Source organism: Pseudomonas sp. SH10-3B, from assembly GCF_019891415.1.
GTDB lineage: Bacteria > Pseudomonadota > Gammaproteobacteria > Pseudomonadales > Pseudomonadaceae > Aquipseudomonas.
In genome coordinates this window covers 1-20,112 of record NZ_JAFLXD010000032.1, presented here as the reverse complement: position 1 = coordinate 20,112, position 20,112 = coordinate 1, and the positions used below count along the sequence as shown (strand labels likewise).

Annotated in this window: 17 protein-coding genes; 10 read left to right on the top strand and 7 right to left on the bottom strand. The window is 59.3% G+C overall.

All coding sequences use genetic code 11. From position 1 onward, the window contains the following. Positions 1-109: 109 nt before the first annotated feature. Complete coding sequence (secA, locus tag J1G35_RS21400) at positions 110-2,845, bottom strand: preprotein translocase subunit SecA (protein ID WP_053135794.1); 2,736 nt, start codon at positions 2,843-2,845, stop codon at positions 110-112. Positions 2,846-3,139: 294 nt separating this feature from the next. On the opposite strand from secA, the gene J1G35_RS21395 reads away from it, so the two are divergent. Next, positions 3,140-3,595, top strand: a complete 456-nt coding sequence (locus J1G35_RS21395) for a DciA family protein (protein ID WP_027605525.1) — start codon at positions 3,140-3,142, stop codon at positions 3,593-3,595. A gap of 4 nt (positions 3,596-3,599) precedes the next feature. Here the strand turns inward: J1G35_RS21395 and J1G35_RS21390 are convergent, their stop codons facing one another. After that, positions 3,600-5,078 carry a helicase HerA-like domain-containing protein gene (locus tag J1G35_RS21390; RefSeq protein WP_053135956.1) on the bottom strand — a complete coding sequence of 493 codons (1,479 nt, stop codon included), beginning with the start codon at positions 5,076-5,078 and terminating at the stop codon, positions 3,600-3,602. Positions 5,079-5,269: 191 nt separating this feature from the next. Here J1G35_RS21390 and J1G35_RS21385 point away from each other — a divergent pair, with 191 nt between their 5' ends. Beyond that, positions 5,270-7,159, top strand: a complete 1,890-nt coding sequence (locus J1G35_RS21385) for a methyl-accepting chemotaxis protein (protein ID WP_223015948.1) — start codon at positions 5,270-5,272, stop codon at positions 7,157-7,159. A gap of 32 nt (positions 7,160-7,191) precedes the next feature. Here the strand turns inward: J1G35_RS21385 and J1G35_RS21380 are convergent, their stop codons facing one another. Together J1G35_RS21380 and purU are read right to left on the bottom strand one after the other, a co-directional pair. Further along, positions 7,192-7,365 carry a hypothetical protein gene (locus J1G35_RS21380; RefSeq protein WP_172681503.1) on the bottom strand — a complete coding sequence of 58 codons (174 nt, stop codon included), beginning with the start codon at positions 7,363-7,365 and terminating at the stop codon, positions 7,192-7,194. A gap of 85 nt (positions 7,366-7,450) precedes the next feature. Beyond that, on the bottom strand, positions 7,451-8,299 hold the full coding sequence (gene purU / locus J1G35_RS21375) for a formyltetrahydrofolate deformylase (RefSeq protein WP_015885632.1): 849 nt from the start codon (positions 8,297-8,299) through the stop codon (positions 7,451-7,453). 348 nt (positions 8,300-8,647) lie between these two features. Between purU and mvaT the strand changes: the two genes are divergently transcribed. Further along, on the top strand, positions 8,648-9,025 hold the full coding sequence (mvaT, locus tag J1G35_RS21370) for a histone-like nucleoid-structuring protein MvaT (protein ID WP_053135788.1): 378 nt from the start codon (positions 8,648-8,650) through the stop codon (positions 9,023-9,025). Positions 9,026-9,114: 89 nt separating this feature from the next. On the opposite strand, the gene sbcB is transcribed toward mvaT, so the two are convergent. Next, a complete protein-coding gene (gene sbcB / locus J1G35_RS21365) occupies positions 9,115-10,542 on the bottom strand; it encodes an exodeoxyribonuclease I (protein WP_053135785.1) in 1,428 nt (475 codons plus the stop codon). A 167-nt stretch (positions 10,543-10,709) separates the two neighbouring features. Here sbcB and J1G35_RS21360 point away from each other — a divergent pair, with 167 nt between their 5' ends. The 6 genes from J1G35_RS21360 to J1G35_RS21335 are packed head-to-tail and all read left to right on the top strand — an operon-like array spanning position 10,710 to position 17,371. Then, positions 10,710-11,402 (top strand): RDD family protein, encoded by a 693-nt coding sequence (locus J1G35_RS21360; RefSeq protein ID WP_053135782.1) that lies wholly within the window; start codon positions 10,710-10,712, stop codon positions 11,400-11,402. Further along, positions 11,399-12,379, top strand: a complete 981-nt coding sequence (locus tag J1G35_RS21355) for a stage II sporulation protein M (protein WP_223015947.1) — start codon at positions 11,399-11,401, stop codon at positions 12,377-12,379. The genes J1G35_RS21360 and J1G35_RS21355 overlap by 4 nt, the downstream gene beginning before the upstream one ends. Continuing rightward, positions 12,366-13,886 (top strand): DUF4129 domain-containing protein, encoded by a 1,521-nt coding sequence (locus J1G35_RS21350; protein WP_223015946.1) that lies wholly within the window; start codon positions 12,366-12,368, stop codon positions 13,884-13,886. Before J1G35_RS21355 ends, J1G35_RS21350 begins: the two co-directional genes overlap by 14 nt. Beyond that, positions 13,883-15,040: a DUF4350 domain-containing protein gene (locus J1G35_RS21345; protein ID WP_223015945.1), complete on the top strand. Its 1,158-nt coding sequence runs from the start codon at positions 13,883-13,885 to the stop codon at positions 15,038-15,040. The genes J1G35_RS21350 and J1G35_RS21345 overlap by 4 nt, the downstream gene beginning before the upstream one ends. Next, positions 15,037-16,032, top strand: a complete 996-nt coding sequence (locus J1G35_RS21340) for a MoxR family ATPase (protein WP_223015944.1) — start codon at positions 15,037-15,039, stop codon at positions 16,030-16,032. The genes J1G35_RS21345 and J1G35_RS21340 overlap by 4 nt, the downstream gene beginning before the upstream one ends. 7 nt (positions 16,033-16,039) lie before the next feature. Continuing rightward, positions 16,040-17,371 carry a DUF58 domain-containing protein gene (locus tag J1G35_RS21335; RefSeq protein WP_223015943.1) on the top strand — a complete coding sequence of 444 codons (1,332 nt, stop codon included), beginning with the start codon at positions 16,040-16,042 and terminating at the stop codon, positions 17,369-17,371. Positions 17,372-17,445: 74 nt separating this feature from the next. Here J1G35_RS21335 and J1G35_RS21330 read toward each other — a convergent pair whose 3' ends face one another. Continuing rightward, positions 17,446-17,805: a PilZ domain-containing protein gene (locus J1G35_RS21330; protein ID WP_053135763.1), complete on the bottom strand. Its 360-nt coding sequence runs from the start codon at positions 17,803-17,805 to the stop codon at positions 17,446-17,448. A gap of 223 nt (positions 17,806-18,028) precedes the next feature. Then, entirely contained in the window at positions 18,029-18,403 is a 375-nt protein-coding gene (locus J1G35_RS21325) for a hypothetical protein (RefSeq protein WP_053135760.1), read from the bottom strand. Between the two features lie 175 nt (positions 18,404-18,578). Between J1G35_RS21325 and pyk the strand changes: the two genes are divergently transcribed. Next, positions 18,579-20,030: a pyruvate kinase gene (gene pyk / locus J1G35_RS21320; protein WP_053135757.1), complete on the top strand. Its 1,452-nt coding sequence runs from the start codon at positions 18,579-18,581 to the stop codon at positions 20,028-20,030. Positions 20,031-20,112: the final 82 nt, after the last annotated feature.

Below are 20,112 nucleotides of genomic sequence, written 5' to 3'. Positions count from 1 at the left end.
AAATTAGATGATGTCTGTGCCGTCGTGATCGACGGTGAAATTAATGGCAAAACGCCGCGACGGCAGAGGCCGGTCGCGGCGCGGGGTGTTGCAGCGTCAGGCGAAAATCTTATTCGATCTGGCCGTGGCAGTGTTTGAATTTCTTGCCCGAACCGCAATAGCACAGTTCGTTGCGGCCCAGCTTCTGCTCGTTGCGCACCGGGGACTGGGCCAAGGCCACATCGACCTCTTCGCCCAACACCTCAGGCGCTTCCAGACCCGGGGCTTCGTCGTGCTGGAACTGCATGCGCGCCGCCAGTGCCTCGGCTTCCTGACGCAGGCGAGCTTCTTCCTCGATCGGGTCTTCGCGACGCACCTGAACGTGGGACAGCACGCGAATCGAATCGCGCTTGATCGAATCCAGCAGCTCGGAGAACAGCGTGAACGACTCGCGCTTGTACTCCTGCTTCGGGTTCTTCTGGGCGTAGCCGCGCAGGTGGATACCGTGACGCAGGTGGTCCATGGTCGACAGGTGGTCTTTCCACAGGTCGTCCAGCACGCGCAGTACGATTTGCTTCTCGAAGGTGCGCAGTGCTTCGGCACTCGCCTGCTCTTCTTTCTCGTTGTACGCGGCCAGCAGCTCGGTCATGAGCTTCTCGCGCAGGGTTTCCTCGTACAGGTGGTCGTCTTCGTCGAGCCATTGCTGGACCGGCAGATCGACACCGAAGTCGTTCTTCAACGCAGCTTCCAGACCGGCGACATCCCACTGCTCAGGCAACGACTGCGGCGGGATATGGGCGCTGACGGTGGCGTTGAGCACGTCCTGACGGAAATCAGCGATGGTCTCGCCAATGTTGTCGGCGGCCAGCAACGTGTTACGCATGTGATAAATCACTTTACGCTGTTCGTTGTTGACGTCATCGAACTCAAGCAGTTGCTTACGAATGTCGAAGTTACGACCTTCTACCTTGCGCTGTGCCTTCTCGATGGCGTTGGTCACCATGCGGTGCTCGATCGCTTCACCGGACTGCATGCCCAGGGCTTTCATGAAGTTCTTCACCCGATCCGAGGCGAAGATGCGCATCAGGCTGTCTTCCAGGGACAGGTAGAAACGGCTGGAACCGGCGTCACCCTGGCGACCGGCACGGCCACGCAGTTGGTTGTCGATACGACGGGATTCGTGGCGCTCGGACGCAATCACCTGCAAGCCACCGGATTCCAGCACGGCCTGGTGGCGTTTCTGCCAGTCGGCCTTGATCTGGGCGATCTGCTCAGGGGTCGGGTTGTCCAGCGAGGCCACTTCCACTTCCCAGTTACCGCCCAACAGGATGTCGGTACCACGACCGGCCATGTTGGTGGCGATGGTCAGCGCGCCTGGGCGACCGGCCTGGGCGATGATCTCGGCTTCTTTTTCGTGGAACTTGGCGTTAAGGACCTTGTGCTCGATGCCTTCCTTGTTGAGCAGGTTGGAGACGTGCTCGGAAGTTTCGATGGTGGCGGTACCCACCAGGATCGGACGACCCTGGGCCATACCGTCCTTGATGTCGTTGATGATCGCCGCGTATTTCTCTTCGGCGGTCAGGAACACCAGGTCGTTGAAGTCTTTACGGGCCAGCGGCTTGTTCGGCGGGATGACCACTACCGACAGACCGTAGATCTGGTGGAATTCGAACGCTTCGGTGTCAGCCGTACCGGTCATGCCGGACAGCTTGTTGTACAGGCGGAAGTAGTTCTGGAAGGTGGTGGACGCCAACGTCTGGCTTTCGGCCTGGATGTTGAGCACTTCCTTGGCTTCGATGGCCTGGTGCAGGCCTTCGGACAGACGACGACCCGGCATGGTACGACCGGTGTGTTCGTCAACCAGTACAACCTGGCCGTCCTGCACGATGTATTCGACGTTGCGATGGAACAGCTTGTGGGCGCGCAGGCCAGCATATACGTGGGTCAACAGGCCCAGGTTGTGGGCCGAGTACAGGCTTTCGCCTTCAGCCAGCAGGCCGATCTGGGTCAGCATGTCTTCTACATACTGGTGACCGGCTTCGTTGAGCTCGACCTGACGGGTCTTCTCGTCGATGGTGAAGTGACCTTCTTTGGTCACCACGCCTTCCACTTCCTCGATGTGCTGCTCAAGACGCGGGATCAACTTGTTGATCTCGGTGTACAGGCGCGAGCTGTCTTCGGCCTGGCCGGAGATGATCAGCGGGGTACGGGCTTCGTCGATGAGGATGGAGTCGACTTCGTCGATCACGGCAAAGTTGAGTTCGCGCTGGAATTTTTCTTCCATGCTGAACGCCATGTTGTCGCGCAGGTAGTCGAAACCGAATTCGTTGTTGGTGCCGTAGGTGATGTCGGCGGCATAGGCCGCACGCTTCTCTTCCGGCGGCTGGAACGGCGTTACCACGCCGACGGTCAGGCCGAGGAATTCATACAGCGGGCGCATCCAGTTGGCGTCCCGGCGAGCCAGGTAGTCGTTCACCGTCACAACGTGCACGCCCTTGCCGGACAGTGCGTTGAGGTAAACACCCAGGGTGGCTACCAGGGTCTTGCCTTCACCGGTACGCATCTCGGCAATCATGCCTTCATGCAAGGTCATGCCGCCGATCAACTGGACGTCGAAGTGGCGCATGCCCATGACACGCTTGCCGGCTTCACGGGCAACCGCAAAGGCTTCGGGAAGCAGCTTGTCGAGGGTTTCACCTTTGGCTATGCGGGCCTTGAACTCTTCGGTCTTGGCGCGCAATTGCTCGTCCGACAGGGCAACCATCTGCTCTTCGAAGGCATTGACCAGCTGCACCGTCTTGAGCATGCGTTTGACTTCGCGCTCATTCTTGCTTCCAAAAAGTTTCTTTAACAAAGGCGCAAACATATCGGCAGGTTCTTCCACACATAGGGATGGAGGGCGCACCGTGAGTGGCCCGAGCAGCCCTCACGGCCGCATGCGAACGCGCATTCTACCCGGAATCGTGGGTGAGGAAAGTGGCGTTGTTCCCCGATGCTGGCATGGTGCTGTGAGAGGGCTTGTTTAAAATAAGGGCTTTTGCGCGAACTTCAACCCGTGGAGTCGATTGATTTTGTGGATAAAGTCCCGGCAATGCATTGCCCGGGGCCGTGCAGACGCTTTCTGCTAAGATGGCCGCTCTGTTACTTAAGGTGTCCAAACATGGCATTTCGCCCTCTTACAGCCCGCGCGCCCAGCGTGTTGCTTCGCGAAGCCAAGCCGTTGAAAGCCATCTTTGGCCATGCGCAACGCTTGGGCCATTTGCAACGCCTGCTCGAAAGCCAACTGCAACCAGCCGCCCGCGAACACTGCCATGTGGCGTCCTGGCGAGAAGGCAACCTGCTGCTGATTGTCACAGACGGCCATTGGGCCACCCGTCTGCGCTATCAGCAAAAACGCCTGCAGCGTCAATTGATGGCATTCGATGAGTTCGCCAGCTTGACGCGCATCCAGTTCAAGGTACAACCACCGACCGTGCAACAAGGCGCGGCAGGCCACACCATGGACTTGTCGGAGACGGCGGCCGAGACGATTCAGGCCACGGCCGACGGCATCAGCGATCCGGGCTTGCGCGCAGCACTTGAGCGGCTGGCCGCCCATGGCAAACCCAAACCCTGAACCGCTACTTGCGCTTGCTGCCCCCCAGCAAAGACCCCAACAAACCACGTACCAGTTGGCGCCCCATCTGATTGGCCGCCTGCTGCATCGCTGATTTCAATGCCTTGCCTGCGGTGGTTCCCAGAAACGCCCCAGCCTTGTCAGCAAAGCTAGGCTCCTCGGCGGCCGGCGTGGCCTCCTCGGCGGGTCCAAGCTCCTTGCGCGCCATCAATACTTCATAGGCCGACTCGCGATCAATCGGCTTGTCATAGCGCCCCTGCAACGGCGAACTGGCCACCAATGCGGCGCGTTCAGCCGTGCTGAGTGGCCCGATTCGCGATTGCGGCGGCGCGACCAGCACGCGCTGGACGACTTCCGGCGTGCCTTTTTCCTGCAAGGTGCCCACCAATGCCTCACCCGTGCCCAACTCGGTCAAGACCGATAAAGCATCAAACGCGGGGTTCGGCCGGAATCCATCGGCTACCGCCCGCAAGGATTTCTGTTCTTTCGTGGTGAACGCCCGCAGGCCGTGCTGGACGCGCAAACCGAGTTGCGCCAGCACCGTGTCCGGCAGGTCGCCCGGCGATTGGGTGACGAAATACACTCCAACCCCCTTGGAGCGAATCAGCCGCACCACTTGCTCCAAACGATCTTGCAAAGCCTTGGGCGTGTCGGCGAACAGCAAATGCGCCTCGTCGAAGAACAGCGCCAGCAGCGGTTTGTCAGCATCACCGCGCTCTGGCAGTTGCTCGAACAATTCCGCCAGCAGCCACAGCAGGAAGGTCGCGTATACCTTTGGCGCCTCATGCACCAGGCGACTGGCGTCCAACAGGTGGATACGCCCGCGCCCATCGCTGGTGGGCTGCAAGATGTCTTCAAGCTGCAGGGCCGGCTCGCCAAACAAGGCTTCGGCGCCCTGCTGCTCCAATACGGCCAGACGCCGCAACAGCGCCTGACTGGAGCCGGTGGTCATCAGCGCCGCGTCTTCGCCGAGCAACTGCGGGTGATAACGCAGGTGGTTGAGCAGTGCCTTGAGGTCTTTGAGATCCAGCAGTAACAGACCTTCGCGATCCGCCACCTTGAATGCCGCATAGAGGGCCGACTGCTGACTGTCAGTGAGCTCCAGCAAACTGCCGAGCAACAGCGGGCCCATTTCGCTGATGGTAGTGCGCAATGGATGGCCGGACTGCCCGTGGATGTCCCACAGCGTTACGGGGTAGGCCTTGGCCGTGTAATTAAGGAAAGGCATGCCGGCGATACGCTCGGCCACCTTGCCCTCGGGGGTGGCGGCAGCACCCAGGCCACAGAGGTCACCTTTGATATCAGCCGCAAATACCGCCACGCCCGCATCACTGAAGGCTTCGGCCAGGCGTTGCAGCGTGACCGTCTTGCCCGTGCCGGTAGCGCCGGCAATCAACCCATGACGGTTGGCCAGGCGCATGGCCTGGGCAATGGGCTGGCCATCAAGACCGGCACCGATAAGGAGTTGCGTGGAGTCAGGCATTTTGTCACCCATGGTTAATCTTTAGTGTCGCCAGGTCGATAAGACAGGTGTGAGACCCACAAAGTCTAAAAATCGCTCAGATAGTTCCTACATGGACCAACGGGAATATCAAAGCTTTTTTGACACTACCCTTTCGCGTGTTCCACAAGGACACGCTTCGGATATTAAGACCTTAGCGGACCCTTCAAGCTATGAATAAAAATCTACGTTTCAGCCATAAAATCCTGCTTGCAGCCTCCCTTATCGTCATCGCGGCCTTCGCACTGTTCACCCTCTACAACGACTACCTGCAACGCAATGCCATTCGCGACGACCTTAACAATTACCTGCATGAAATGGGCGATGTCACCGCCAGCAACATCCAGAGCTGGCTTAACGGGCGCATTGCACTGGTGGAAAACGCGGCACAAAACATCGCCATCAACCCCGAGCCGTCGACCGTTGCCAGCCTGCTGGAACAGAAAACCCTGACGTCGTCCTTCATGGCTACCTACGTGGGCGACAGCAAAGGGGCCTTCACCATCCGCCCCGACACCAAGATGCCAGATGGCTTCGATCCGCGTGTTCGCCCCTGGTACAAGGGTGCCCAAAGCAGCAACGGCTCGACGCTGACCGAACCGTATATCGATGCCGCAACGGGGCAACTGATCATTTCCATCGCGACCCCCAGCGCCAAAGGCGGCCAAAGCATTGGCGTGGTGGGCGGCGACCTGAGCCTGCAAACCCTGGTGGATAACATTGGCGCGCTGAACTTCGGCGGCATGGGCTACGCGTTCCTGGTCAGTGCCGATGGCAAGGTGCTGGTACACCCGGACAAAAGCCTGGTGATGAAAACCCTGGCCGACATGTATCCAAAAAACACGCCGAAGATCAGCGGCGACTTCAGTGAAGTCCAAGCCAATGGCAAGGACAACATCGTGACCTTTACACCGATCAAGGGCCTGCCGTCGGTGAACTGGTACCTGGGCATTTCGGTGGATAAAGATAAATCCTTCGCCATGCTCAGCGAATTCCGCACCTCGGCGGTGATCGCCACGCTCATTGCTGTGGTGATCATCATTGCCTTGTTGGGCATGCTGATTCGCGTCCTGTTGCAACCGCTGCACGTGATGACCCGTGCCATGCAAGACATTGCCGATGGCGAAGGCGACCTGACTCGCCGCCTGACCATCCAGAATCACGATGAGTTCGGCACCCTGGGCACTGCATTCAACCGCTTCGTGGAGCGGATTCATACGTCCATCCGCGAAGTGTCCTCGGCCACCCAACAGGTCAACGAAGTCGCACTGCGGGTGGTCAGCGCGTCCAACTCGTCGATGGTCAACTCAGACGAACAGGCCAACCGCACCAACAGCGTTGCCGCCGCGATCAACGAACTGGGCGCCGCCGCCCAGGAAATCGCCCGTAACGCCGCACAAGCCTCCAACCAGGCCAGCGATGCACGGCACTTGGCTGAAGACGGGCAACAGGTGGTTGAACGTAATATCAAGGCGATGACTCAGCTGTCGGCAATGATCAGTGCCTCAAGCAGCAATATCGAAGCACTTAACAGCAAGACGGTGAATATCGGCCAAATTCTCGAAGTGATCACCAGTATTTCCCAGCAAACCAACCTGTTGGCACTGAACGCCGCCATCGAAGCCGCACGTGCCGGTGAAGCCGGGCGCGGGTTTGCGGTAGTTGCCGATGAAGTGCGTAACCTGGCTCATCGCACCCAGGAATCGGCACAGCAAGTACAAAAAATGATCGAGGAGTTGCAAGTCGGTGCGCGGGACTCGGTCAGCACCATGAGCGAAAGCCAGCGCCACAGTCATGACAGCGTGGAAATCGCCAACCTGGCCGGTGAGCGCCTTAACAGCGTGACCCAACGCATTGGCGAGATCGACGGCATGAACCAGTCGGTTGCCACCGCAACCGAAGAGCAGACCTCGGTAGTGGAGTCGATCAACATGGACATCACCGAGATCAACACCCTCAACCAAGAAGGCGTCGAAAACCTGCAATCGACGCTGCGCGCCTGCGCCGACCTGGAACAGCAGGCGTCACGGTTGAAACAACTGGTGGGCAGCTTCCGGATCTGATCCAGGCACCCGTCGCTGGATTCAGCGGCGGGTTATGTTTCTTCTTTGGATTGGGACTTTTCCTGTTCCTGCTCCCACAACTCGGCGGCACCTGGAAAGTCGGTGCCATCCTCACTGTCCAGGTCATCCGGGTCATACCGGCTCAAACACCCCTCCCCCAGTGTCGCGGGTGCTTTGGAGGTGGCTTTGTCCAGGGGATCACTCATGGGTCAATCCTCAGCGGCAGGCAAGAAAAAGGGCCTGCCGCGATTTAACGCCCAGGCCCTCCATTCTTCAATCCAAACGCGTTGATCAGAACACGACAGTCTTGTTGCCGTGCACCAGCACGCGGTCTTCCAGGTGATAACGCAGGCCACGGGCCAGCACCATCTTCTCGACATCCCGGCCAAACCGCACCATGTCTTCAATGCTGTCGCTGTGGCTGACGCGCACCACGTCCTGCTCAATGATCGGCCCGGCATCCAGCTCTTCAGTGACGTAATGGCAGGTTGCGCCAATCAACTTCACGCCACGCAGGGAAGCCTGGTGGTAAGGCTTGGCCCCCACGAACGAAGGCAAGAAGCTGTGGTGAATGTTGATCACCTTGCCCGCGTATTCGCGGCACAGCTCCGGTGGCAGGATTTGCATGTAGCGCGCCAGCACGACCACGTCGGCCTCATGCTGCTTGACCAGGCGAGAGACCTCGGCGAACGCCGGCTCCTTGTCCTGCGGGTTGACCGGCACGTGGTAGTAAGGGATGCCATGCCACTCGACCATGCTGCGCAGGTCGTCATGGTTGGAGATCACGCAAGCGATCTCGCAGTCCAGTTCATCGCTGTGCCAGCGGTGCAGCAAGTCGGCCAGGCAGTGGGATTCGCGACTGGCCATCAACACCACGCGCTTTTTCTGCTCGGTGTCGGTGATGTGCCAGGTCATCGAAAACTCTTCTGCGATGGGCGCAAATGCCTCGCGGAAAGCCTCAAGACCAAAGGGCAGCGTGTCGGCACGGATTTCGTGACGCATGAAGAACCAACCGCTGAGATTGTCCGAGTGATGGCTCGCCTCGGTGATCCAGCCGTTGTGGGAGGCCAGAAAGTTACTGACTTTGGCAACGATGCCAACCCGGTCCGGGCAAGCAATCACCAGCCGAAAAGTGCGCATTAGGGGGGAACTCCAGAACTTCGCAAAGGCCGCCATTCTAGCGATTGTGCAGAAAAACTGCAGTATTCGATGAGGGTTATTCTGATCCGACGTCCTGGCCACATCCCTTAATAGCGTATGGTTTTACCGCAGCTATATGAACGAACAGCGCAAGCTCAAGCAATTATGAAGAAATTAAGGACATTATTTTCCGCGTAGCACCTAATAATTAACTCGATTGCATAGCGCCTCCACAAACATTCAAACTAATTCACCTAAATGCGTCCTTAAATGTTTACTTGGGCAAACCGCCTGACTATTATTGGGCCACTATCCCTGTCAATCAGCGTTCTACATAAGGTAGTCCACATGTCTCTGATCAACGAATACCGTGCCACCGAAGAAGCTATCAAAGAGCTGCAAGCTCGTTTGAAGAACCTGTCCCAAGATGACAAACTGAAAACCGAGCTGGAATTCGAAGGCAAACTGCGCACCCTCATGGGGGAGTACTCCAAATCCCTGCGTGACATCATTGCGCTGCTGGATCCAGAGTCGAAAGTTAAAGCACCACGTGGTGGCGCCGTGAAAACTACCGGTACCAAGCGTGCTCGCAAGGTCAAGCAATACAAAAACCCGCACAATGGCGAAGTGATTGAAACCAAAGGCGGCAACCACAAAACCCTGAAAGAGTGGAAAGCCAAGTGGGGCGGTGATGTGGTTGAAGGCTGGGCTACCCTGCTGGGCTAAGCTTCGCCAGGTCTGCGCTTGATACGCGACCCATTAAAAACGCCAGCTTGCTGGCGTTTTTTATTGATCGTCTTTTCTACAGCCCGCTATTACGTATTCACACGAGCGGCTAAAGCGTCAGCATATTCCTGCCACTGCTCCAGCACCTGCTGCTGAAACGGCGTCGCACTAACGGCCAACTCCTGCCGAGCTTGATTAAATGCCTCCAGGGTATTCGGCGCACCGAATTCAGGTTTTTCCAAACGTTGCTGACAGAAAAGTTTCCAGCGCTGTTGCTCCTCGCTGTTCAGCGTATCGGGGAAGTTACGCGCCCGGTAACGAAACAATAATTCAGGCAAACGGTGATCATCAAAAGGCCACTGCTGGCTGGCTAATTGTGCAGGCTCAGCCGCCCGGACTTGCTCGCATAACCGTCGATCACGATCCCCGATAAAACCGTCGTAAAGCTGCTGTTCCGGGTCTGCACTCGGGGCAAAATCTTCCTCAGCGTAAATGAGCGCCAACTTATCGCGCCAAAGTTCCTGTGCGTCAGTTAGCCGCAGAGCCCGCGACTGATACATATCCATATCCAACTGCAGGCGTTCACGATCTTCGGCCCGCAGCACGTTCAAGGGCGCGACCACGGGGCAACGGTTGATATGCACCAATTTGAGCGGTACCGGCAGCTCACCTTCGGCCAGGTCATCACGACGGGTGTACAGGCGTTGACGCAAGGCAGCGGCATCCATGTCCAGCAGCGCCTGGGGATCGAGCCCAAGGTCGCAGACAATCAGCGCATTGCGGTTGCGCGGATGCCAGGCCAAGGGCAGTACAACCCCCAGGTAATGACGCTCGGCGGAAAAACGCCCGGAGATATGCACCATCGGCTGCAGCAAGCGCACTTGATCCATCACGCGTTGTTTACTGCGTAGCTGAAACAACCAGTCGTAAAGCTTGGGCTGCTTCTCGCGAACCAATCGAGCCAGGGCGATCGTGGCACGCACGTCGGATAACGCATCGTGGGCCTGGCCGTGGTCAATGCCGTTGGCGGCGGTCAAGCGCTCAAGCTTGAGGGTCACCCGCCCGTCCTGCTGCGGCCACTCGATGCCTTCCGGGCGCAGGGCGTAGGCGGTGCGAACCACATCGATCAGATCCCAACGGCTGTTACCGCCCTGCCATTCCCGTGCGTAAGGGTCGAAAAAATTGCGATACAGGCTGTAGCGCGTCATTTCATCGTCAAACCGCAAGGTGTTGTAACCTGCACCGCACGTCCCCGGGGCCGCCAGTTCGGCATGTACACGGGTCATGAAATCGGCCTCGGCCAGGCCTTTTTCCGCCAGTATTACAGGGGTGATCCCGGTAATAGCACACGCCGCCGGATGGGGCAGGATGTCGTCGCTGGGCTGGCAGTAAAGATTGACCGGCGGACCGACCTCGTTGAGATCGAGATCCGTACGAATGCCGGCAACCTGGAGTGGGCGATCGCTGCGCGGATTGATGCCGGTGGTTTCATAGTCGTACCAGAAAATGGAGGTCACGGGCTATTCCTGTGCTGAAGATCGACAAAGTCTAGGCGTTGAGCCGTGTCCGGGGCCAGCACCAAATAGACTGTACAAACATCCAGCAAAACCTCGAATAGTTGCTTCCATCGCCGACGCTGTTAGCATCCGTGTCTCCCAAACGCTCTGCACTGCCAAGGATCGCGATGCCATCAGCCCCATTGGATACCCGCTACCAGATCGAGACCCCGGAGGGTATCGACCTGCCACTGCGTCCAGCCGGCCTGGTGCCACGGGCGCTGGCATTTGCCTTCGACCTGGGCGCACGCGCGGTGGTCATGGGCGTGCTGCTGGTGCCATTGGCGTTGCTCGGCAATATTGGCATCGGCCTGGGCTCGCTTCTGCTGTTCCTGGTCAGTTGGTGGTACATGGTGTTGTTCGAGGTACTCAACCAGGGCTGCTCACCGGGCAAGCAGGTCATGGGCTTGCGGGTAGTGCAGGATGACGGCACACCTATCGGTTGGTCAGCATCGTTGATCCGCAACCTCCTGCGGTTTGTCGACATGCTGCCTTTCGGCTACTTTCTCGGCGCAATCAGTTGCCTGCATCATCCTCACTTCAAACGCCTCGGCGACCTGGCCGCTGGCACCTTGGTGGTCTACCGCGAACAGCCCCTGGCACGTCCCCAGGTACCGCAAGCCGCACCATTGCGCTTACCCTTCGCCCTGGAACTGAGTGAGCAGCGAGCGATTCTTGGCTTCGCGGAACGCCAGGGTGAGTTGTCCGCCGAACGGGTACACGAGCTCGCCTCGATCCTTGCGACGCCGCTGCAAGTGTCGCCGGCCCGCGCCGTGGAGCAGCTCAATGGCGTGGCCCGCGGCCTGTTGGGGCCGACATGAAGCAGAGTCTCTTTGAAAGCCGTTACCAATCCCAGTGGCAATCCTTCGCCGAAATACTGGGGCAGTTGGAACAAGGCAAGGCCAAGGCCAATGACGTGGCCGATTTCCCACACCAATACCGGCGTCTATGCCAGCACCTGGCCCTCGCCCAGGAACGCGGCTACAGCAGTTACCTGGTGGACCCCCTGCAACAACTGGCGTTGCGCGGCCATCAACAACTTTATCGCCACCGCAGCCAATTGGCGGCGAATGTGCTGAGTTTCATACTGGCCGACTTTCCACGACTGGTGCGAGAACAGTGGCGCTTCGTGTGGATTGCCAGCCTGCTGTTCTTTGGCAGCCTGTTGGGCATTGCCCTGCTGGTCTACCTGTTTCCCGACCTGATCTACAGCATTGTCAGCCCCCAGCAGGTGGCCGAAATGCAGGGCATGTATGACCCCGATGCCAGCCGGCTGGGGCGTGCTGCCGAACGCGCATCGAGCGAAGACTGGATGATGTTTGGCTACTACGTCATGCACAACACCGGTATCGCTTTTCAGACATTTGCCGCCGGTTTGCTGTTCGGTCTGGGCAGTGTGTTTTTCCTGATATTCAATGGGCTGATCATCGGCGCGATTTCCGGGCACCTGACCGAAATCGGCTATGGCCAGACCTTCTGGTCATTTGTCATCGGCCATGGGGCTTTTGAGTTGACGGCCATTGCACTCGCCGGCGCAGGAGGCTTGCAACTGGGCTGGGCGTTAATCGCACCGGGGCAACTGACCCGTGGTGAATCCCTACGCCTCGCCGCTCGCAAGAGCGTGCAACTGCTGTGCGGTGTCATGGTGTTCCTGCTGATTGCGGCATTTATCGAAGCCTACTGGTCCTCCACCACCCAGATCGCCCCTTGGGTCAAATATCTGGTGGGCGCTGCACTTTGGCTGCTGGTGGCGACTTACCTGACCTTTGCCGGACGGACTCGCCATGCGCCTGAGTGATGCCAGCGTGGCGATTCGCCCGCGTACCGCATGGGAGGCCATGGACCTTGGGGTATTAATGGCCCGCGAGCATCGCCTGCTGCTTATGAGCAGCTGGGCGCTGGTGACCCTGCCGGTTTTTGCCTTGCTCACCGCATTGCTATGGAAATACCCATCTGCCGCCATGTTCCTGTTCTGGTGGTTCAAACCGGCCTTTGACCGCTTGCCTTTATATATCCTCTCCAAAGCCCTGTTCGGCGAAACGCCCAGCCTCAAGCAGGCTGTACGCCAATGGCCAAGATTACTTAACCACCAACTGCTGGCGAGCCTGACCTGGCGCCGATTTAGCCTCAGCCGCAGTTTTGTGATGCCGGTCAGCCAGCTCGAAGGCCTGGACGGCGAGGCGCGCCAGAAACGCCTGGGCGTGCTGCAGCAGCGCAATGCCGGTGCCGCGCGCTGGTTGACCACCGTCGGGGTGCACCTGGAAATCGGGTTGTGGTTCGGCTGCATGGCGCTGTTCTATCTATTCATTCCGCAACAACTTGAACTGGACTGGGATTGGCAAAGGCTGGCGCTGGCGACGGGCTCTGAAGGGGTCTGGCTGGAACACTTGAGCAACGCCTTCTACGCCTTGATCCTGGTGTTTTGGGAGCCTATCTATGTCGCCTGTGGTTTCAGCCTTTATCTCAATCGTCGCACCGTACTGGAGGCATGGGACCTGGAGCTGGTGTTCCGCCGCCTGCGCCAACGCCTGAGCAATGTGGCCCCACTGTTACTGCTGGTGATCGGGCTGACATGGCTGTCATTCAACTCGCCCGCAATGGCGGATGAGGCCAAACCACTGCCCCCCCAGAATGCCAGCCAGTCCATCAAGTCGCTGCTGGACAAGCCTCCCTTCAAAAATCCGGAAACCGTCACCCGCTATCGCTTTGACAAAGAAAAACCCGTCGTTAAAAACAAGGCACACAGTGACGGCAAACTTCCGGCGTGGCTGCAGGCACTGCTGGACAACTTCAATAGCAATACTTTCAAACATGTCGCCCAAGGCATGGAAGTACTGCTATGGAGCCTGCTTGTCGGTGGCCTGGCCTTGTTGGTGTGGCGTTATCGGGACTGGTTGCGCACGTTTGTCGGCCAGCGCGGGGCACGCATGCCCAAAGCGGCCAAACCAGTGCCCGCGCAATTATTCGGCCTGGAACTGGGCACCGAGACCCTGCCTGAGGATATCGCCAGCACCGCCGAGCAACTCTGGTCTACCCAGCCACGGGAAGCCCTCGGCCTTTTGTATCGTGGCCTGCTGAGCAGGTTGCTGCATGACTTCAACCTGCCCCTTAAAAGCGCTGACACGGAAGGTCAGGTCCTGCAACGCATTCACCAGTTGCAGCAGCCGCAGTTACTGGCCTTCAGTGATGAATTGACTCGGCACTGGCAAAACCTTGCCTATGGCCATCACCTGCCCCCGGTCTCAGCCCAGCAGAAATTGTGCAACGATTGGCGCGCCCTGTTCAGTTCGGGAGGTGCCCGATGAACCGGCCATTACTGTGGGTGGGCCTACTGGTGGCGTGCCTGATTGGAGCGGGCGGCTATTACGCGTGGAGCAAAGCGATCCCCTATGAAGAGGTCGTGGACCGCGGCCCCTCCCCGGAAGCCATGGCCAACCCTTACCTGGCGGCCGAACACTTTCTGCGCCAGCAAGGCCTGGCCGTGGAGCACGCCAATGGCCTGGAACGCCTGACTACCCTGCCCGCCAGGGGCAACAGCCTGTTGCTACTGGGCGAACGCGGCAACATGTCGCCACGCCAGGTAGGGCAACTCCTGGACTGGGCCAAGTCCGGCGGCCATCTACTGGTAGTCGCCGAGGCCCTGTGGGATGAAGAAACCGGGAAGAGCGGCGACCTGCTGCTCGATCGCCTGCATATCCACCAAGCCCTCAGCGACGAACCCGATGACCCCGCCCCGGCCCGCAAAAACAAAGCACCGGACCTGACCAAACTGTATGTCGACAATGACACCGCCCCGGTCTATTTCAGTTTCGACACCGACTTCAATCTCATCGACCCCAAGCACCTGGCACAGTTTTCAGCCAATAGCGCCAGGTCGAGCCACCTGATGCAACTCGACCTCGGGCAAGGCCGCGTAACAGTGATCACCGACAGCGACCTGTGGAAAACGCCCGACATTGGCAAACACGATAATGCCTGGCTGCTGTGGTATCTGAACCAGGGCACCGCCGTGACCTTGTTGTTCAACAGCGACGTGGATGACCTGTTCACGCTGCTGTTGCGTTATTTCCCCCAGGCGCTGGTGACGCTCATTGCCTTGCTTGCCCTGGCACTCTGGCAGGCCGGCATGCGCCAGGGCCCCATCCATGCGCCCGCCCCCAAGGCCCGTCGGCAGTTGCAGGAACACCTGAAAGCCAGCGCCGACTTCCTGCTGCGTCGCAGCGGCCAAGGCACCCTATTGCAGGCGTTGCAGCACGATATCCTGCGCACCGCACGGCGGCGCCATCCCGGCTTTGAACATCTCGACAACACGGAACAATGGCGAGTACTCGCACACCTGACGCGCCAACCCTCTCACGTCATCAGCCAGGCTCTCGGCCCACTTCCGGCAAAACGGCTTTCCAGCGCCGATTTCAGCCGACAGGTGGCATGCCTGCAAACTCTCAGGAATGCCCTATGAGCGAATTTCCAAGCGCTACCGCTTTGACCAGCGAAGCCCTGCAGCGCGCCAGTCAGCAAGCCCAGGCCCTGCGCGTTGAACTGCGCAAGGCCGTAATCGGCCAGAACCAGGTGATCGATGATGTCTTGACCGCGTTGATCGCCGGCGGCCATGTGCTGCTCGAAGGGGTGCCTGGACTGGGAAAAACCTTGTTGGTGCGGGCACTGGCGCGTTGTTTCGACGGCGATTTCGCACGTATCCAGTTCACCCCTGACCTGATGCCCAGCGATGTCACCGGCCACGCTGTCTATGACCTGCACACCGAGCAATTCAAGTTGCGCAAAGGGCCAGTATTCACCCACCTGCTGCTCGCCGACGAAATCAACCGCGCCCCGGCCAAGACCCAGGCGGCCCTGCTCGAAGCGATGCAGGAACGTCAGGTCACCCTGGAGGGCGAGGCATTGCCCATCGGCCAGCCGTTCATGGTGCTGGCGACCCAGAACCCGATTGAGCAGGAAGGCACCTACCCGTTGCCGGAAGCAGAACTGGACCGCTTCATGCTGAAGGTTCGCATGGACTATCCCGACGCCCAACAGGAGCTGGAGATGGTGCGCGAAGTGACGCGTTCGTCCCGGGCCGACATGCTGGATGTTCATCCCCTGCACAAGGTGCTGCAGGCCGAAGACATATTGCAGCTGCAGCAGATCGCCAGTGAGCTGGCCCTGGATGAGCAGGTACTCGACTACGCCGTACGCCTGGCACGCGCCACCCGCAGTTGGCCAGGGCTGGCGATCGGCGCCGGCCCGCGGGCCTCCATTGCGTTGGTTCGTGGTGCGCGTGCGCGCGCCTTGTTACGTGGTGGCGAGTTCGTCACCCCGGATGACATCAAGGGATGCGCCCTGGCAGTCCTGCGCCATCGGGTACGCATTGCGCCGGAACTGGATATCGACGGGCTGGAGGTCGACCAAGTGCTCCAACAGTTGCTCGACCAGATTCCGGCACCCCGGCAATGACGCGCCCATGAAACCATCCCGTCTGCTGTTGATCTGGCTTGGCGTACTGCTGAGCTTGAGCATTCTGCTGGGTGCTGCACAAGCGTTGCAGTTCAAGGTGCCCGATACCTTGCACTCCGTAATGTGGGGCTTGCTCCTGGCACTGTTGCTGCTGTCCATGCTGGATGCCCTGCGACTGCGTCGCCGGCCATCCCCACGGCTGCGACGGCAGATGCCCGGCAGCCTGGCGCTGGGACGCTGGGGAGAAGTGCGCCTGAGCCTGGAACACGACTATCCACAACCATTGACCGTGCAGGTGTTCGATCACGTCCCCGACGGGCTGACCGTGGAGAACATGCCCCAGGCCATTACGCTGCGCCCCGGTGTACGCAGCGAGCTGGGCTACCGCCTTCGCCCTGTGCGCCGCGGGCACTTCAGTTTCAGTCGCTGCGAGTTCCATCTGCCAAGTCCGTTAGGCCTGTGGTCGGCACGACGTTTTATCGAGGCCAACGATGCCACCCGCGTCTACCCGGATTTCGCCCGCCTATACGGTGCACAGCTGCTTGGCGTGGATAACTGGCTGAGCCAACTAGGCGTACGCCAACGTCAACGGCGAGGGTTGGGGCTGGAGTTTCATCAACTGCGCGAGTTTCGCGAGGGTGACAGCCTGCGACAGATCGACTGGAAGGCCACCGCCCGACAACGCACCCCCATCGCTCGGGAATACCAGGATGAGCGCGACCAACAAATCGTATTCATGCTCGATTGTGGCCGACGCATGCGCAGCCAGGATGACGAGCTCTCCCATTTTGACCACGCCCTCAACGCCTGCCTGTTACTCAGCTATGTCGCCTTGCGCCAAGGTGATGCGGTGGGGATGTGCACCTTCGCCGGTGACGCGCCACGCTACCTGGCGCCGGTAAAGGGTAGCGGCCAGCTGAACCTGTTGCTCAACGCGGTGTATGACCTGGACACCACTCGACGAACAGCCGATTACCAGGCGGCAGCAAGCCAGCTGTTAGCCCGGCAGAAACGTCGCGCGTTGGTGATCGTGGTCACCAACCTGCGCGATGAGGACGATGAAGCGCTGCTGACCGCCGTCAAGCGCATCAGCCGCCAGCATAGGGTGCTGGTGGCCAGCTTGCGGGAGGAGGTACTCGATCAACTGCGCCAATCTCCAGTGCAAACCTTGCCCGAAGCGCTCGCCTACAGCGGCACCGTCGATTACCTCAACACTCGGGATGAACTGCATGACCGCCTGAGCGCCCATGGGCTGTCGGTGCTGGACACCTCGCCATCGGGACTGGGAGCGGCCTTGGTGACACGCTACCTGGGGTGGAAGAAAGCCGGCGTATTCTAAGCGACGCGCTGAAAAAGAGCGCACGACCACGGCCAGGGCAACAACCTCAAAGCCGGGTCGACAACGCGCTGTCTCTAGGCCGAAGCCTGCAAGGGATCAAAACTGAAGTACTGCAACAACACACTGATCAACTGCCCGTATTCCTCGGGCGCATGGCGCACGCTGAACCCGGAGTCGTAATGCTGGGGGTTGATATCTTCATGGCTCCACAGGCAAGTGGCCGTCAGGTCAATAGCGTGGAAGGTGTCATCAGCTCCAGGAATCTTCAAGCGTAGCTCGAAGTCCACGTCGACCATCATGGGCAACTGGCTGATTAACATCAGCCCATCTTCCGAGACATTCCCCAAGAAGCCGATGGGTTTGTCGGTAAGGCGATTAAACACTTGAAGGAAGTAAGGTAGCTGATGCCGCTCGATCCGTCGGTCGGTAAACATGGTGAGATCGCCATCCAATGGCCATGACTCTGGCCGTACCAGTGATTCGGAACGAGCATATACGCTCGCTCTCCTGGATCTCGGTATGACAACAGACAACGCTTGTCACTAGGCAGCTGCCGAATCCAGACCCCGCATTCGTTCGGATAGAAACTTATACAAACGAACATCCAAAGAATAGCCCAAGACTGGCAACGGGCCAGTTATTAAATGACGAATATCATCACAATGACGCCGGACGCGGCTGAGCAGCGCTGGCGCCTTTGTAGTACCCCAGTTGCTGGAGGGTATCGAGCCTCGCGCGAGCACGATAGGCATACTCACTCGACGGGTACTGATTGATGATGAATTGATAGGTTTGCACCGCATCAACGAACAATTTCTGCCGCTCCAGGCATTGCCCGCGCAGCATCGAAACCTCTGGCTGCACATAACGCCGGGTTCGGCTTTCGCGGTCGACCTGGGACAATTCCAGGGTAACGCGCTGGCAGTCGCCGACCCCATAGGCGCGGTAGGCGTTGTTCAAATGATGGTCCATCGACCAGCGGGTGCAGCCGACGACACTGACGGCGAGGGCAGCAATGAGCAAAATTCGCATGAGGGTTCTCCTGTCTTGTGCAGTGTATCGACCCCACGTCGAAAATCTTCAAGGATGTTCGTCTATTCGATCAACGCGAAAACAAGCGATTGGTCGATAAGTAGTGCAAACGAACAATGACTACAACCAAAGAGCATAGTAGCCTTCCTCAGCGCTTGAACTCAGGAGTCTGTGCATGTCCGTCCGTCGTACCAAAATCGTCGCCACCCTTGGCCCGGCCAGCAACTCGCCGGAAGTCCTCGAACAGCTGATTCTGGCTGGTTTGGACGTTGCCCGTCTGAACTTTTCCCACGGCACCCCGGACGAGCACAAGGCTCGCGCCAAGCTGGTGCGTGACCTCGCCGCCAAGCACGGCCGCTTCGTCGCACTGCTGGGTGACCTGCAAGGCCCGAAAATCCGTATCGCCAAATTCGCCAACAAGCGTATCGAGCTGAAGATCGGTGACAAGTTCACCTTCTCCACCAGTCACCCGCTGACCGAAGGCACCCAGGACGTCGTGGGTATCGACTACCCGGACCTGGTCAAGGATTGCGGCGTCGGTGACGAGCTGCTGCTGGACGACGGTCGCGTTGTGATGCGCGTCGACACCGCTACACCGACTGAATTGAATTGCACCGTGATCATCGGCGGCCCGCTGTCCGATCACAAAGGCATCAACCGTCGCGGCGGTGGCTTGACCGCCCCGGCCCTGACTGAAAAAGACAAGGCCGACATCAAGCTCGCTGCTGAAATGGAAGTGGACTACCTCGCCGTGTCCTTCCCGCGCGACGCCGCCGACATGGAATACGCCCGTAAACTGCGCGACGAGGCCGGCGGTACCGCCTGGCTGGTGGCGAAGATCGAACGCGCCGAAGCCGTGGCCGATGACGAAACCCTCGACGGCCTGATCAAGGCGTCCGACGCCGTGATGGTTGCCCGTGGCGACCTGGGCGTGGAAATCGGTGACGCCGAACTGATCGGTATCCAGAAGAAGATCATCCTGCACGCACGCCGCCATAACAAAGCGGTAATCGTCGCGACCCAGATGATGGAGTCGATGATCCAGAACCCGATGCCAACCCGCGCCGAAGTGTCCGACGTGGCCAACGCCGTGCTCGACTACACCGACGCCGTGATGCTCTCGGCCGAAAGTGCCGCCGGCCCGTACCCACTGGAAGCCGTGCAGGCCATGGCGCGTATCTGCGTCGGTGCCGAAAAGCACCCGACCAGCAAGACCTCCAGCCACCGCATCGGCAAAGTGTTCGAGAGCTGCGACCAGAGCATTGCCCTGGCAGCCATGTACACCGCCAACCACTTCCCGGGCGTGAAGGCGATCATCGCCTTGACCGAAAGCGGCTATACACCGTTGATCATGTCGCGTATCCGTTCTTCGGTGCCGATCTACGCGTTTACTCCCCACCGCGAAGCCCAGGCCCGCGCGGCGCTGTTCCGCGGCGTATACACCATTCCGTTCGATCCGGCTTCACTGGCGCCGAACGAAGTCAGCCAGAAGGCTATCGACGAGCTGGTCAAGCGCGGCGTCGTAGAGAAAGGCGACTGGGTCATCCTGACCAAGGGCGACAGCTACCACACCACCGGTGGCACCAATGGCATGAAGATCCTGCACGTGGGCGACCCGCAGGTCTGAGTTAAACGCTGAAACACCACTGTGGGAGGGGGCTTGCCTCCTCCCACAGTGGTGTTTCAGCGTTTAACTCAGACCTGCGGGT

What these genes read in the sequence shown, in the direction of transcription:
- J1G35_RS21355 (WP_223015947.1), top strand. Translation starts at nt 11,399, where the DNA reads ATGAAGCAGAGTCTCTTTGAAAGCCGTTACCAATCCCAGTGGCAATCC.
- J1G35_RS21350 (WP_223015946.1), top strand. Translation starts at nt 12,366, where the DNA reads ATGCGCCTGAGTGATGCCAGCGTGGCGATTCGCCCGCGTACCGCATGG.
- J1G35_RS21380 (WP_172681503.1), bottom strand. Translation starts at nt 7,365, where the DNA reads ATGAGTGATCCCCTGGACAAAGCCACCTCCAAAGCACCCGCGACACTG.
- J1G35_RS21340 (WP_223015944.1), top strand. Translation starts at nt 15,037, where the DNA reads ATGAGCGAATTTCCAAGCGCTACCGCTTTGACCAGCGAAGCCCTGCAG.
- J1G35_RS21395 (WP_027605525.1), top strand. Translation starts at nt 3,140, where the DNA reads ATGGCATTTCGCCCTCTTACAGCCCGCGCGCCCAGCGTGTTGCTTCGC.
- purU (WP_015885632.1), bottom strand. Translation starts at nt 8,299, where the DNA reads ATGCGCACTTTTCGGCTGGTGATTGCTTGCCCGGACCGGGTTGGCATC.
- pyk (WP_053135757.1), top strand. Translation starts at nt 18,579, where the DNA reads ATGTCCGTCCGTCGTACCAAAATCGTCGCCACCCTTGGCCCGGCCAGC.
- J1G35_RS21335 (WP_223015943.1), top strand. Translation starts at nt 16,040, where the DNA reads ATGAAACCATCCCGTCTGCTGTTGATCTGGCTTGGCGTACTGCTGAGC.
- J1G35_RS21325 (WP_053135760.1), bottom strand. Translation starts at nt 18,403, where the DNA reads ATGCGAATTTTGCTCATTGCTGCCCTCGCCGTCAGTGTCGTCGGCTGC.
- J1G35_RS21360 (WP_053135782.1), top strand. Translation starts at nt 10,710, where the DNA reads ATGCCATCAGCCCCATTGGATACCCGCTACCAGATCGAGACCCCGGAG.
- mvaT (WP_053135788.1), top strand. Translation starts at nt 8,648, where the DNA reads ATGTCTCTGATCAACGAATACCGTGCCACCGAAGAAGCTATCAAAGAG.
- J1G35_RS21390 (WP_053135956.1), bottom strand. Translation starts at nt 5,078, where the DNA reads ATGCCTGACTCCACGCAACTCCTTATCGGTGCCGGTCTTGATGGCCAG.
- J1G35_RS21385 (WP_223015948.1), top strand. Translation starts at nt 5,270, where the DNA reads ATGAATAAAAATCTACGTTTCAGCCATAAAATCCTGCTTGCAGCCTCC.
- J1G35_RS21345 (WP_223015945.1), top strand. Translation starts at nt 13,883, where the DNA reads ATGAACCGGCCATTACTGTGGGTGGGCCTACTGGTGGCGTGCCTGATT.
- secA (WP_053135794.1), bottom strand. Translation starts at nt 2,845, where the DNA reads ATGTTTGCGCCTTTGTTAAAGAAACTTTTTGGAAGCAAGAATGAGCGC.
- J1G35_RS21330 (WP_053135763.1), bottom strand. Translation starts at nt 17,805, where the DNA reads ATGTTTACCGACCGACGGATCGAGCGGCATCAGCTACCTTACTTCCTT.